The sequence below is a fragment of the Streptomyces sp. NPDC001668 genome, assembly GCF_042893155.1.
GTDB lineage: Bacteria > Actinomycetota > Actinomycetes > Streptomycetales > Streptomycetaceae > Streptomyces.
Map to the genome: position 1 here is coordinate 1149891 of NZ_JBIAUQ010000001.1, position 12287 is coordinate 1162177.

General features: G+C 72.4%; 13 protein-coding genes. 8 read left to right on the forward strand and 5 right to left on the reverse strand.

Going from position 1 to position 12287, the window contains the following annotated elements:
* Positions 1–174 precede the first annotated feature (174 nt).
* The 4 genes from glnII to ACFYZ8_RS05110 all read left to right on the forward strand — a co-directional run bounded on the left by glnII (position 175) and on the right by ACFYZ8_RS05110 (position 4130).
* On the forward strand, positions 175–1203 hold the full coding sequence (gene glnII / locus ACFYZ8_RS05095; RefSeq protein ID WP_359034453.1) for a glutamine synthetase: 1029 nt from the start codon (positions 175–177) through the stop codon (positions 1201–1203).
* An 84-nt stretch (positions 1204–1287) separates the two neighbouring features.
* Complete coding sequence (locus tag ACFYZ8_RS05100) at positions 1288–2211, forward strand: DUF6891 domain-containing protein (protein WP_359034455.1); 924 nt, start codon at positions 1288–1290, stop codon at positions 2209–2211.
* 289 nt (positions 2212–2500) lie between these two features.
* Positions 2501–3058: a winged helix-turn-helix domain-containing protein gene (locus ACFYZ8_RS05105; protein ID WP_388535241.1), complete on the forward strand. Its 558-nt coding sequence runs from the start codon at positions 2501–2503 to the stop codon at positions 3056–3058.
* A 64-nt stretch (positions 3059–3122) separates the two neighbouring features.
* Positions 3123–4130 carry an SDR family oxidoreductase gene (locus ACFYZ8_RS05110; protein ID WP_388535240.1) on the forward strand — a complete coding sequence of 336 codons (1008 nt, stop codon included), beginning with the start codon at positions 3123–3125 and terminating at the stop codon, positions 4128–4130.
* 192 nt (positions 4131–4322) lie between these two features.
* Here the strand turns inward: ACFYZ8_RS05110 and ACFYZ8_RS05115 are convergent, their stop codons facing one another.
* The gene (locus tag ACFYZ8_RS05115) at positions 4323–4772 is read right to left on the reverse strand and encodes a MarR family winged helix-turn-helix transcriptional regulator (RefSeq protein ID WP_388535237.1); all 450 of its coding nucleotides are present in this window, start codon (positions 4770–4772) and stop codon (positions 4323–4325) included.
* Between the two features lie 66 nt (positions 4773–4838).
* Between ACFYZ8_RS05115 and ACFYZ8_RS05120 the strand changes: the two genes are divergently transcribed.
* The gene (locus ACFYZ8_RS05120; RefSeq protein ID WP_388535234.1) at positions 4839–5708 is read left to right on the forward strand and encodes an alpha/beta fold hydrolase; all 870 of its coding nucleotides are present in this window, start codon (positions 4839–4841) and stop codon (positions 5706–5708) included.
* Positions 5709–5710: 2 nt separating this feature from the next.
* Here ACFYZ8_RS05120 and ACFYZ8_RS05125 read toward each other — a convergent pair whose 3' ends face one another.
* Both ACFYZ8_RS05125 and ACFYZ8_RS05130 read right to left on the reverse strand, forming a co-directional pair.
* A complete protein-coding gene (locus ACFYZ8_RS05125; RefSeq protein ID WP_388535231.1) occupies positions 5711–6382 on the reverse strand; it encodes a hypothetical protein in 672 nt (223 codons plus the stop codon).
* A 107-nt stretch (positions 6383–6489) separates the two neighbouring features.
* On the reverse strand, positions 6490–6852 hold the full coding sequence (locus ACFYZ8_RS05130; RefSeq protein WP_388535228.1) for an arsenate reductase family protein: 363 nt from the start codon (positions 6850–6852) through the stop codon (positions 6490–6492).
* Between the two features lie 166 nt (positions 6853–7018).
* Here ACFYZ8_RS05130 and ACFYZ8_RS05135 point away from each other — a divergent pair, with 166 nt between their 5' ends.
* Positions 7019–7333, forward strand: a complete 315-nt coding sequence (locus tag ACFYZ8_RS05135; protein WP_388535225.1) for a hypothetical protein — start codon at positions 7019–7021, stop codon at positions 7331–7333.
* A 99-nt stretch (positions 7334–7432) separates the two neighbouring features.
* Here the strand turns inward: ACFYZ8_RS05135 and ACFYZ8_RS05140 are convergent, their stop codons facing one another.
* Positions 7433–8626 carry a winged helix DNA-binding domain-containing protein gene (locus ACFYZ8_RS05140; protein ID WP_359034471.1) on the reverse strand — a complete coding sequence of 398 codons (1194 nt, stop codon included), beginning with the start codon at positions 8624–8626 and terminating at the stop codon, positions 7433–7435.
* A gap of 220 nt (positions 8627–8846) precedes the next feature.
* On the opposite strand from ACFYZ8_RS05140, the gene ACFYZ8_RS05145 reads away from it, so the two are divergent.
* Entirely contained in the window at positions 8847–10232 is a 1386-nt protein-coding gene (locus ACFYZ8_RS05145) for a DUF2252 domain-containing protein (RefSeq protein ID WP_388535222.1), read from the forward strand.
* A gap of 27 nt (positions 10233–10259) precedes the next feature.
* Here the strand turns inward: ACFYZ8_RS05145 and ACFYZ8_RS05150 are convergent, their stop codons facing one another.
* Entirely contained in the window at positions 10260–11888 is a 1629-nt protein-coding gene (locus tag ACFYZ8_RS05150) for an alpha/beta fold hydrolase (protein ID WP_388535219.1), read from the reverse strand.
* A gap of 107 nt (positions 11889–11995) precedes the next feature.
* On the opposite strand from ACFYZ8_RS05150, the gene ACFYZ8_RS05155 reads away from it, so the two are divergent.
* Entirely contained in the window at positions 11996–12277 is a 282-nt protein-coding gene (locus ACFYZ8_RS05155; protein ID WP_388535216.1) for a hypothetical protein, read from the forward strand.
* Positions 12278–12287: the final 10 nt, after the last annotated feature.

Genomic DNA, 12287 nt, shown 5'->3' on the forward strand with positions numbered 1-12287 from the left:
CGCGCTCACACCGTGAATCGCGCCACAGCACCACCAGGTAACACGGGGTTCACATTCGAGCAATGACCGGGAAATCGCCTGTTGACAGGCTCGCGGGCACCAAGTGGCGGCGTTTCAGTGCCGCAGCGCCGCAGCACCCGCAGTGCGTAGACACATCCCCGAAGGAAGTGGCCCGTGACCTTCAAGGCTGAGTACATCTGGATCGACGGCACCCAGCCGACGGCCAAGCTCCGTTCCAAGACGAAGATCCTGGCGGACGACGCCAAGGGCGCGGAGCTGCCGATCTGGGGCTTCGACGGGTCCTCCACGAACCAGGCCGAGGGCCACTCCTCGGACCGTGTCCTCAAGCCGGTCTTCTCCTGCCCCGACCCGATCCGCGGCGGCGACGACATCCTCGTCCTGTGCGAGGTCCTCAACATCGACATGACGCCGCACGAGTCCAACACCCGTGCCGCGCTGACCGAGGTCGCCGAGAAGTTCGCCTCCCAGGAGCCGATCTTCGGCATCGAGCAGGAGTACACGTTCTTCAAGGACGGCTACCCCCTCGGCTTCCCCAAGGGCGGCTTCCCCGCCCCGCAGGGCGGCTACTACTGCGGTGTCGGCGCCGACGAGATCTTCGGCCGTGACGTCGTCGAGGCGCACCTGGAGAACTGCCTGAAGGCGGGCCTCGCGATCTCCGGCATCAACGCCGAGGTCATGCCCGGCCAGTGGGAGTTCCAGGTCGGCCCGGTCTCCCCGCTGGAGGTCTCCGACCACCTGTGGGTGGCCCGCTGGCTGCTCTACCGCACCGCCGAGGACTTCGGCATCTCCGCCACCCTGGACCCGAAGCCGGTGAAGGGCGACTGGAACGGCGCGGGCGCGCACACCAACTTCTCCACCAAGGCGATGCGCGAGGGCTACGACGCGATCATCACCGCCGCCGAGTCGCTGGGCGAGGGCTCCAAGCCGCTCGACCACGTCAAGAACTACGGCGCCGGCATCGACGACCGCCTGACCGGCCTGCACGAGACCGCCCCGTGGAACGAGTACTCCTACGGCGTCTCCAACCGCGGCGCCTCGGTCCGTATCCCGTGGCAGGTCGAGAAGGACGGCAAGGGCTACATCGAGGACCGCCGCCCGAACGCCAACGTCGACCCGTACGTGGTGACCCGCCTCCTCGTCGACACCTGCTGCTCGGCCCTGGAGAAGGCCGGCCAGGTCTGATCCCCACCGCTTGTCCCGAGGGCGTCCACCGGCCACGGTGGGCGCCCTCGGCGCGTTGTCAGTGGGGCCTGGCATGGTGGGGGCATGGAGATCGACGGGGGCCTGGCGGTCAAGGCCGAGACGGAGTACGGGGAGACGCTCGTCCGGGTGAGCGAACAGTCGCTGCGGGACCTGGTGCACCGCATCGGGGAGAGCGGCGACCGCTGGCTGGTGCTCCAGCGCGTCCCCGACCGCCCGGACGTGTTCGCGCAGGTGTGGCACGAGAGCGGTGGGACCTACCAGCTGGAGCACCGGGAGAGTCGCGACAGCTTCTCGGGTACGGAACTGACGCATCCGGAGGCCGTCGCCGACGCGCTGACGGGCTGGGCCCGCGGGGAGGCGGGCTGGGACGAGGGGATCGCCTGGGCGCCGGTCGGGGTCGATCCGCCCGAGGACGTGCCCGACCTGCCCGAGGAGGTGCGCGAGGAGGTCGAGGCACACGTCCGCGAGCAGGTGCGATGCGGCTACGACACGCGCGCGACGCTCGCCCGGTCCGCCGAGGAGTGGCTCGCCGAAGCCGACAGGCGGCCCGTGTCCGCCGCTCAGGCCCGTCTGCTCGTCGACCGGCTCTGGCTGGAGCGCCTCGCCGAACAGGAGACCTGGCAGGGCACGACCGACCCGGAGCGGCTCACCCGCGCCTTCGAGGCGCTGAACACACGGGGCGTCATCGCCCGCGAGAACTTCACCTGCTGCCGTACCTGCGGCACCGCCGAGATCGGCGCGGAGCGGGCCGAGGGCGACCGCGGTTTCGTGTACTTCCACACGCAGTGCACCGAGAGCGCCGCCGCCGGACAGGGACTGACGCTGCTGTACGGCGGTTTCGACGGCTCCGCCGACACCACGGCCGCCGTCGGCCAGGAAGTCGTCGCCGCCCTCACCGCCGTCGGCCTGTCCCCGCAGTGGGACGGCGACCCGGGCAAGGCGATCGAGGTCAGGCCCCTGACCTGGCACAGACGCCTGGTCGGTTGAGACCGGCCACGCACATTTCACGCCAAGGAAGCGTCCAAGCTGTGAGAGGAGGCTCCTGTTGCGGGCCGGTGTCTGCTTCAATGAGCACATGGCCAGCTTCCGGAAGTGCAGCGCGACGGGTCGCCATGACCTCGAGCCCTTCTGGCCTTCCCGTCAGCACCACGACTTCGACCGGGTGTGTTGCCGCGCGATGAACGCGCCGGCCCTCTAAAGCCGTACACCCCGGCCTTCGGCCAGCGCGCGGACGCACGTCTCCCCGACGACCCTCTCGCGCGAAAGAGCTGACCTCATGGCGACCACTCGTTCCCTCTCCACCGCCACCCTCCCCACCCCGTCCGAGAACGGCGCACGGCACCGCCTGCGAGCCGTGGGCCCGGACGAGGTCCCGTACGTGGCGGAGTTCCTCCCGCCGGGCGCCACCTGGCTGCCCGCGCCCCAGCACACGCTGCCCACCCTGCCGGGCCAGCCCCCGATGATCGGCTACCTGGTGCTCGTCCCGGCCGACCAGCACCCGCCGTTCCCGCAGGAACCGACGGTCACGGACGCGGCCGACGCCCCGCTCGTGCGGATCGACACCGTGCAGCGCACCGCCGAGGTGAACGGCCGCGCACTCGACCTCACCTACCTGGAGTTCGAGCTGCTCGCCCACCTGGTCCAGAACCCCCACCGGGTGCACACCCGCGACCAGTTGGTCACCACGGTCTGGGGCTACGGCCACGTGGGTGACGGCCGTACCGTCGACGTCCACATCGCCCGGCTGCGCCGCAAGCTGGGCGCGGAGTTCCGGGGCGCGATCCAGACCGTGCGCCGGGTCGGCTACAAGTACACCCCGCCGACCGGCGGCTGAGACCGCGTCTGCCCTCGGCAGATCGGGGTTCCCCGGCGCCGCCCCGGCGGGCACAGTCACCGGCATGAGACTTCTTCTGCTGGGTGGTACGGAGTTCGTCGGCCGGGCCGTCGCCGAGGCGGCTCTGGAGGCCGGCTGGGAGGTGACCGCCTTCCACCGGGGACGGCACGCGCCCGTGGCCGGGGTGCGGTCGCTGCACGGCGACCGCACCGACCCCGACGGGCTCACCGCCCTCACCGAAGGGGGCGGGTGGGACCTCGTCGTCGACACCTGGTCGGGGGCGCCCCGCGCGGTCCGGGCGGTGGCGCGGCTGCTGCGGGACCGCGCCGACCGGTATACGTATGTGTCGAGTTGCTCGGTGTACACCTGGCCCCAGCCGGCCGGGTACACCGAGGCCGCCCCCGTGGTCGAGGGAGCCTTCGCCGACGCGGACCGGACCGACTACGCCCGGGACAAGCGGGGCGGTGAACTCGCCGCCCTCGACGCCTTCGGCCCGGACCGTTCCCTGTTCGTGCGGGCCGGGCTGATCCTCGGCCCGTACGAGAACATCGGTCGGCTGCCGTGGTGGCTGGGCCGTATCGCCCGCGGCGGCCCGGTCCTCGCGCCCGGACCACGGGACCTGCCCCTCCAGTACGTCGACGCCCGGGACCTGGCGGAGTGGCTGCTGGAGGCCGCCGGGACCGGGAGGAGCGGCCCGTACAACCTGGTCAGCCCACCGGGCCACACCACCATGGGCGAACTCCTCGACGCCTGCGTCGCCGCGACCGGCTCGGACGCCGAACTGCGCTGGACCGACCCGGACATCGTCCTCGGCGCGGGCATCGCCCCGTGGACCGGCCTGCCGGTGTGGGTCCCGCCGGACACCGACCTGCACAGCACCCTGCACGGCGGCGACACCTCCCGGGCCGCCGCCGCGGGCCTGCGCTGCCGTCCGGTCACCGAGACGGTGGCCGACACCTGGCGCTGGCTGGGGGAGATCGGCGGGGTGGCACCGCAGCGCCCGGACCGGCCGGCGGTGGGCGTCGATCCCGAGACGGAGGCGAAGGTGCTGGAGGCCGGGGTGCGAGGCTGAGGTGAAGGTGCTGGCGGCCGGGGCCAGGCTGAGGTGTAGGTGCTGGCGGCCGGGGTGCGAGGCTGAGGTGTAGGTGCTGGCGGCCGGTGCGAGGCTGAGGTGTAGGTGCTGGCGGCCGGGGCGCGGGGCTGAGGTGAAGGTGCTGGCGGCCGGGGCGCGAGGCTGAGGATCAGCAGTCGGTTCGCGCGGAGGTCAGTTCGCCTCGGCCGCCGCGTCCCGCACTCCCGCCAAGAACCCCCGGATCGCGGCCCGTTCACTCTCGTCGTACCCCTGGAGCAGCTCCACCGCCCGCCCGATCAGCGGCCCGAAGAAGGCCTGCCCCAGCTCCACCGCCCGTTCGTCCACCTCGACGACCACCTTGCGCCGGTCCTGACGCCCCCGCACCCGCCGCACATGACCGGTCCGCTCCAGCCGGTCGATCAGCGAGGTCGTCCCGGCCGAGTTGAGCCCGAGCTCGGCGCCGAGCCGCCCCGCGGTCATCTCCTCCTCCCCGCGGGAGGCGTCCATGAGGGAGATCAGCGCCCGTACGTCCGTCGGGTGCATGGCGTTGCGCTGCGCGAACCGCGCGCTGTGCAGGCCGAGTTCGACGGTCACCGCGCGCAGGAGATGGACGATCTCCATCTCGGGTCCCTGGGACGGCATGCGCACCCTCCAGTAGTATCTCGCTCATCGAGTATCTTGCTGAGCGAGATAATACGGGAGGGGTCGATGGGCAGGTACGACAGCGACGCGTTCGAGGCCGTCTACGACAAGGTGCTGGCCAAGTGGCCCGCCGACCGGGAGACGCTGAGGGTGCCGACCCCGTTCGGCACGACCCACGTCAACGCGTGCGGCCCGGCCGAGGCGCCCCCGCTCGTCCTGCTGCCGGGCGGCGGGGGAGCGACCTCCGCGTCCTGGTACGCCCAGGCCGCCCACCTCGCCCGCACCCGCCGGGTCCTCGCCGTCGACCTGGTCGGCGCCCCGGGCCGCAGCACACCGGCCGCCGACCGTCACCCCCGTACGGTCGCCGACCTGACCGCCTGGCTGAACGCCCTCCTCGACGGACTCGGCGTCACCCGGGCCGACTTCGGCGGGCACTCCTACGGCGCCTGGATCGCCCTGCATCACGCCCTGCGCGCCCCCGAGCGGATGCGCCGCCTGTTCCTCCTGGACCCGACCCAGTGCTTCGCCGGGTTCAAGGCGGCGTATCTGCTGCACGCCCTGCCGATGCTGCTGCGCCCCACGCCGGCCCGGGTCCGCGCCTTCCTGGACTGGGAGACCGGGGGAGCGGACCGCCTGGACCCCGACTGGCTCCGCCTCCAGGAGGCCGCCGCGGGCTTCCCCGCCGCCAGACCGGTCACCGGTCCACGCCCCGCCCCCGACGCGCTGCGCGCCCTGAAAACGCCGGTCCTGCTGCTCGTGGCCGCGAACAGCAGGACCCATGACAGCGCGTACCAGGTGACGGCCCAGGCCGGCGCACTGCTGCCGCAGGCGGAGATCGACGTGGTCCCCGGTCTCTCCCACCATGCGCTACCGCAGTCCGCACCTCCCGGACTGGCCCGCCGCCTCAGTGAGTTCCTGGGCGAAGGACGCGAATAGCCTCACCCCACCTTCTCGATCAGGGCCCGACGGATGAGGAACTTGCCGGGCTCCCGTACCTGTTCGAAGGCCGCGTTGTTGAGCAGCGCACAGCTGCCGGAGACCGAAGTGACCTCCACCGTCGTGGACTTGTTGTTGTCCAGGTTGGTGACCCTCAGCTTCGTACCGGCCGGGAACTGGTTGCTGGACGCGGCGGGCGCACCGGCCTCACCGGAGAGTGTGACGGTGGAGCCGTTGCACACCTGCTGCCCGGAGGCGGCGTTCCCCGCGGGCGGGGCCTGGGAAGCGGCGGGCGCCGAGGGGGACGCGGCGGGCGCCGACGGGGGTGCGGCCGGTGAGGGCTGCCCGGTGGCGGCCTGGGAGCCCTGAGCCGACTCCCCGACCACGCAACCGGACGCCTTCTGCTGCACCTTGATCTGTGCGACCACCGCTTCCCGGTTGGCGATCCGGGCCGCCGACTGCGCGTCGGGCGTGGCCCGCTGCCCCTCGATGAACCGCTGGTTGTTGCCGAGCGCGGTGGCGAGACCCTGGCAGACCGTCGACTCCGCCGCCGTCTGCGGAGTCGCGGCGTTCGAGGTGCTGGCCATCACGAAGGCCCCGCCACCCGCCACCGCCGCCGCGCTGACCAGCAGCGCGACCTTCTTCTTCGTACCGAGCGTTCTCCTGCGCGACATCCGCGCCTCCTGAGAGCTAGGGGAGCGTACGCCGCTATGTACGAGATACCGAACGAGGTTACTCAGTGGTCACACGAGTCTTTCGGCGTAACCTGCGTCACACTCCGCTATTTCCTGGCCAGAGCGTCCCGTACGGCGTCCTCGGTGCGGCCGACCACCGCCGAGCCGTCCTCCGCCGTGATGATCGGACGCTGGATCAGCTTGGGGTGTGCGGCGAGCGCGGCGATCCACCGGCCGCGCGAACTCCCGTCCCGGGCCCACTCCTTGAGCCCGAGCTCCTTGGCGGCGGCTTCCTGGGTGCGGGTGATGTCCCACGGTTCGAGGCCGAGCCGGTCGAGCACCTCGCGGATCTCGTCCTCGCTCGGGACGTCCTCCAGATAGCGGCGGACGGTGTACTCGGCGCCCTCCGCGTCGAGCAGGCTGATCGCGCTGCGGCACTTCGAACAGGCGGGGTTGATCCAGATCTCCATGGCACCCAACGGTACGTCAAAACCCGTCTTCCACCTGCGTCACAGCACCCCCGAAAGGCCCTGTGGCCAGGGGCTTCTGTCAGTGCCGGGCGGTAGAATAAAACCAGTGTTCGAGGGCGTCGCCGGGGTCTCCGGTGGTCGTCCTTACCGCGACAGGAGGATGCCTGTGCCCGCTGCCGCACTGAAGCCGAAGCCGTTGCCCACCCAGTCCACCGCGAAGCACTCCGTGCTGCTCGACCTGCCGTACGCCCCCGTGGAGAAGCGCCCGTTGCCGCCGGGCCGTCCCCGCGAGTGGTACGTCACCCACAACCGCCGCCTCAAGGCGATGCGGCTCGCGATCGCCCTGCTCGACTCCGGCGTCTACGTGCCGAACCAGGCGCGCAACGAGACGATCCGGGACGCGGCCGAGATGATCGGCGTCCACCCACCGTCGGACACGACGTGCCACATGGTGCGGGCGCTGATGCGGTACTCGCGCTAGACCACGACGCCGGGTGCCCTCCCGCTCTCCGGGACGCCCCGGCGTCCCGGGTCGGCGGGCGGGTCCGGCCGACTCTCAGCGGGTGGGCCGGGCCGACCCTCAGCGGGTGGGTCCGGCCAACTCCTTGTCCAACGGCACCCGGAACCGCGGTGTTACCCGGGTCGCCCCCACCCACCCGCGCAGCCGCTCCGCCTCCGCGGCGACGGCCGCCTCACCCTCGCGGCCCACACCCTTCGTCTCCAGCAACCGCCAGACGATCTCCCCGTCGGGCCGCTGGCCCCAACCCCCCACCACCCGGCCGTTCCACCACACCGTCGGTCCCACGTTGCCGCTCCGGTCGAACAGCGCGGACCGCAGTGAGGGTGCCAGATACCAGTCCCGTTGCTGCCAGCCCATCGCCGTCGGATCGAGGCCGGGCAGCAGGGCGGCCCAGGGCTCCACGGGCCCCTCGACCGGGCCGGCGTCGCCGTCGACGACGTAGGCCGGGCCCTCGTCGACGGACACCCGCTCGGCGCGGATCGCGGTCAGCGCGCGGCGGACGTCGGTCACCTTCCAGCCCGTCCACCACTTCAGGTCGGCCTCGGTGGCGGGACCGCACACGCCGAGCCACCGCCGCAGCAACTCCGCCTGGGCCTCCGCCACGTCCAGCTCGGGATGCGGGGGTGCCACCGCCCAGCGGAACTGCGAGGAGATCCAGGAGCCGAGGGGCCGACCGCGGACCACCTTGCCCTCCACACCGAGCACCCTCAGCAGACGGCTCGCCACGGTGTGGACGCCCTCGTAGCTCTTCCCGGCCGCGTACACGAACTGCTCCCGCAGCCGCGGTTCGTCCTCGGCGAGCTCCGTGGCCGTCGCCTGCCCGCGCCGGGCGAGCGCGGCCAGCATCGACTCCTCGACCTCCTTCAGCCAGGTCGCGTCCGGGGCACCCGCCTTCGCCATGTCCTTGATCAGCGCGGCCCGTTCCCGCGCGGCGACCGTCAGACCGGTCGAGGCGTGCACGACCGCGGTGAGCTCGGTCGGGAACGCGAACACGGTGTGCCGCATCCCGTGCATCCGCACCAGGGACCGGTCCTCGTACAGCGCCCGCTCGGTCTCCGCGACGGTCCGGGCCGGGTCCACGAGCCGGGCGCCGACCGCGAGGTACACGGTCGCGGGATCGGACCCGTGCAGCGCGACCAGCGCCCCGGCCACCTCCTCCGGACTCCCCACACGGGCTCTCACGGCCAGCTGATGCCGCAACCCCAGCCGAGCCCGCCGCTCGTCCACCCCGATGTACCGCTCCCCGTCACCCATGGGCCCCATCCTGACGCACCCCACTGACAACGCGCCCCTTCAGGGGTGCGCGGAACGGCGCGACCAGCCACGACGGCGCCGCGGACGACAGAGCGCCGACCGCCTTCACCCGATCGCCGTACCCGGCATGCGGACCTCCCCGGTCCGGCCCTTCACTGCGATCAGGAGGTGAAGGACACACCGGGGCCCAGGAGGCGCACGTGACGCGAAGGCAGGCCGCATGAACACCCCCGGCACTCCCGGCACCCCCGGCACTCCCGGGTCTCCCGGCACCCCCGCGGCCCGAGCCGACCGAGGCCGAGCTGCCCGCAAACACGTCCCCCGCTCCGCCCACGCCGTCTGGATCCCCTCCGCCGACCGCCCCGACCCGGTCGCCGTACTGGAGAGACAGGGCCGCGACCGCCTCTCCGAGCTGCTGCCGATCCGGTACGGCAGGATGTCGGCCTCCCCCTTCGCCTTCCTGCGCGGCGCGGCCGCCGTGATGGCCGCCGATCTCGCCGCCCAGCCCCACACCGGGCTCACCGTGCAGCTCTGCGGCGACGCCCACCTGCTCAACTTCGGCCTGTACGCCTCCCCGGAACGCTCCCTCCTCTTCGACCTCAACGACTTCGACGAGACCTTCCCCGGCCCGTTCGAGTGGGACGTCAAACGGCTCGCCGCGAGCGTGGCCGTCGCCTCCCGCGAGAACGGGCACACCGAGGCCAAGGCCCACCGGGCGGCGGGGGAGGCGGTCACCGCGTACCGCACGGCCATGCGCGAGCTGGCCCGCATGGGCGAGCTGGAGGTCTGGTACGCGAGGGTGGACGCCGACAGCCTGCTGCCCGCCGTGCGCTCCGCGCGGCACCGCCGGCAGGTGCAGTCCAGCCTCGCCCGGGCCCGCCGCCGCACCAGCCTCCAGGCCCTCGGCAAGCTCACGGAGGTCGTCGACGGCCGCCTCCGCATCGTCCACGACCCGCCGCTCCTCGAACCGGCCGGCGCCCCCGACATGGCAGGGCTGCGCAAGATCTTCAGCGACTACCGCTCCACGCTCTCCGAGGAACGCCGGGTGCTCCTGGACCGCTACCGCTTCGTCGACGCGGCCCGCAAGGTCGTCGGCGTGGGGAGCGTCGGCATGCGCTGCTTCATCGTCCTGCTGGCCGGGCGGGACGCCGACGACCCGCTGTTCCTGCAGATCAAGGAGGCCCGGACATCCGTCCTTGAGGAACATCTGCCACAGGGCCCGTACGTCCATCCCGGCCGCCGTGTGGTCGTGGGCCAGCGGCTGCTCCAGGCGGCGAGCGACATCTTCCTGGGCTGGATGAGCGGACCGCAGGGGCGGGCCTACTACTGGCGCCAGCTGCGTGACATGAAGGGCTCCGCGGACGTCGCCGGCATGTCCCCGGCCGACCTCAGGGCCTACGCCCGCCTCTGCGGCACCACCCTGGCCCGCGCCCACGCCCGCTCCGGCGACCGCATCGCCATCGCCGCGTACCTGGGCGGCGCCGACACCTTCGACCAGGCGGTCGCCGACTTCGCGCTCGCCTACGCGACCCGCACCACGACCGACCACGCGACCCTGTGCGCCGCCATCGCGGCAGGCGTCGTCAGGGCGTCCCCGGGCGAATGACCACCTGCCCCGGACCCGGCCCCGGGATCACCCGTACCGCTCCATCAACTCCCCTACATAAAACTCCAGTCGCCCGCTCAGCACCTCCGGTGTCAGCTCCGTGCGTCCGAGTTCGCGCCACGGACCGGCGAGCTTCGCCGCGTCGGGGCAGTAGGCGAGCGCGTCGAGGAGCCGCCAGTACAGGTGGTCCGGCCCGTCCGCGAGCCGGTGTCCGCCGTGCGCCTCGTAGCGCTGCCGGAAGGCGAGGCCGTGTTCGGGGCCGTGCAGCAGGGCCAGGGCCGTGGAGCAGTGAGCGACGTCCAGGTCGGGCGGCCCCCAGGAGGTCTCCACCCAGTCGACCACCCCGCTGATCCGCAGGTCGGGGCCCGCCCCGGTGAACAGCACGTTCCCGGGGTGGAAGTCCCGGTGCAGGAAGCATCCCTCGTACGGCGGCGGTTCCCGGCGGATCACGTCCACGGCCCGCTCCCACAGCGGTCCCCGCACCCCCTGCACCTTCTCCGGCCAGGTCCAGGCCTGGTAGGTGCGCGGCCGCTCCTCGGGAACGACCCGGTGGATCCGTACGAGTTGGGCCGCCAGCAGGTCCAGTCGCCGCTCAAGGTCCTCCTCGTCGACGCGCACCCGTCCCGCCAGCCGGGACATCAACAGCGAGGGGTGGTCGCAGTGTTCGGCCGTGGCGTCCACGGCGACGAGCTGCGGAGCCGGAACGCCGTCGGCGTCGGCGAGCAGCGTCAGGATCATTGCCTCGCGACCCAGCAGGCCGGGGGCGTGGTGCCGGAAGAACGGCTTCACGAACGACCGCAGGACCAGTTCGCTGCCGTCGTCGAGCGCGAGCCGCCGCATCTGGGAGCTCCACCCCCCGGACAGGAAGCCCGAGCCGGCGACCGTACGGTCCTCGGGGAGCTGCTTGGCCACCCAGCGTGCTGTCGCCGTCCATCCCCGGTCGCCGAGCCCGGTCAGCAGCGCGGACACCAACTCCCGCCGCTCATCCGGGTGATCGTGCAGCCATCGGCCCAACTGGTGGTCGGCCGCAGGTAGGTCAAGGCGTGTGAACTGAGAACGGAAGGCCAGCGCCTCCTGCACGGCCTCGGTCACCTCCGGCGGGATCACCGCGTCCGTGCCCGGGACGACGAGCACCGCCCGGCCCTCGTACGCCCGCAGCACCTCCAGCGCCGGCGACCCACGCCAGCTGTCCGGTCGCCGGATGGTCTCGCTGAACTGCCCGTCACCGTGCCCGAACGGCAGGTCCCAGGCCTCCTCGGCGTACACGGCGGGCGCGCACAGCCCCAGCGCCGCCACCCGCTCGCCGTAGTGCCGGACGAGGTCCGCCACCGTCTGGCCGCTCATGCTGAACCCGGCCAGCACCAGCGGCCCGTCCGCAGGCACCTGCGCGTCGATCACGGCGACCGCCTGCTCGAACCGGCGGCGCAGACTCAACTCGGCCAGTTCACCTGAGCTGTCGCCGTGCCCCGAGAAGTCGAAGGCGAGCGCGCGGCAGCCGTGGGCCACGAACTCGTCGAGCAGTGGCAGGAGTCGCTCCTTGCTGCCGTGGCCGGCGCCGTGCAGCAGTACGGCGGTGGCCACGGCCGCCGCACCGTCGGCACCCCGGACGCCGCTCAGGAGCTCATCGTCGTGGTCCTGCATGAAGGGCTGGGGCATTTCCGGCGACTCCCGAGTGAGGGAAAAGGAGCTGGCGCAGGGCAGGCATCACCCCGCCGCTCCGGGGCTAGTCTTCTACACCACACTCACGTACACGGAGGCCCGTCATGGGCACCATGGTCATTTCCGGGACCGTTGTCCTGGTCGTCCTGGGCTTCGGGAACCACACCTGGTGGCTCGTCGCCGTAGCCCTGCTCTTCCTGTACGCGCAGTACGGGCGGAGCGACCGGGGCGCCTCGGCGTCCTCGTCCGGGGGCGCGTCGGGCGCGACGCCCGGGAGTTACCGGGCGTACCGCGACCGGCGGGACAAGCAGGCCAGGTGGGAACGCCGTTACCGCCGCGAGCACCCCCTGGAGGCCCGCCGACAGGCGCGGGAGAGAAAGGGTTAGGAGCTCGGCG

What these genes read in the sequence shown, in the direction of transcription:
- ACFYZ8_RS05100 (WP_359034455.1), top strand. Translation starts at nt 1,288, where the DNA reads ATGGAGATCGACGGGGGCCTGGCGGTCAAGGCCGAGACGGAGTACGGG.
- ACFYZ8_RS05105 (WP_388535241.1), top strand. Translation starts at nt 2,501, where the DNA reads ATGGCGACCACTCGTTCCCTCTCCACCGCCACCCTCCCCACCCCGTCC.
- ACFYZ8_RS05110 (WP_388535240.1), top strand. Translation starts at nt 3,123, where the DNA reads ATGAGACTTCTTCTGCTGGGTGGTACGGAGTTCGTCGGCCGGGCCGTC.
- ACFYZ8_RS05115 (WP_388535237.1), bottom strand. Translation starts at nt 4,772, where the DNA reads ATGCCGTCCCAGGGACCCGAGATGGAGATCGTCCATCTCCTGCGCGCG.
- ACFYZ8_RS05120 (WP_388535234.1), top strand. Translation starts at nt 4,839, where the DNA reads ATGGGCAGGTACGACAGCGACGCGTTCGAGGCCGTCTACGACAAGGTG.
- ACFYZ8_RS05125 (WP_388535231.1), bottom strand. Translation starts at nt 6,382, where the DNA reads ATGTCGCGCAGGAGAACGCTCGGTACGAAGAAGAAGGTCGCGCTGCTG.
- ACFYZ8_RS05130 (WP_388535228.1), bottom strand. Translation starts at nt 6,852, where the DNA reads ATGGAGATCTGGATCAACCCCGCCTGTTCGAAGTGCCGCAGCGCGATC.
- ACFYZ8_RS05140 (WP_359034471.1), bottom strand. Translation starts at nt 8,626, where the DNA reads ATGGGTGACGGGGAGCGGTACATCGGGGTGGACGAGCGGCGGGCTCGG.
- ACFYZ8_RS05145 (WP_388535222.1), top strand. Translation starts at nt 8,847, where the DNA reads ATGAACACCCCCGGCACTCCCGGCACCCCCGGCACTCCCGGGTCTCCC.
- ACFYZ8_RS05150 (WP_388535219.1), bottom strand. Translation starts at nt 11,888, where the DNA reads ATGCCCCAGCCCTTCATGCAGGACCACGACGATGAGCTCCTGAGCGGC.
- ACFYZ8_RS05155 (WP_388535216.1), top strand. Translation starts at nt 11,996, where the DNA reads ATGGGCACCATGGTCATTTCCGGGACCGTTGTCCTGGTCGTCCTGGGC.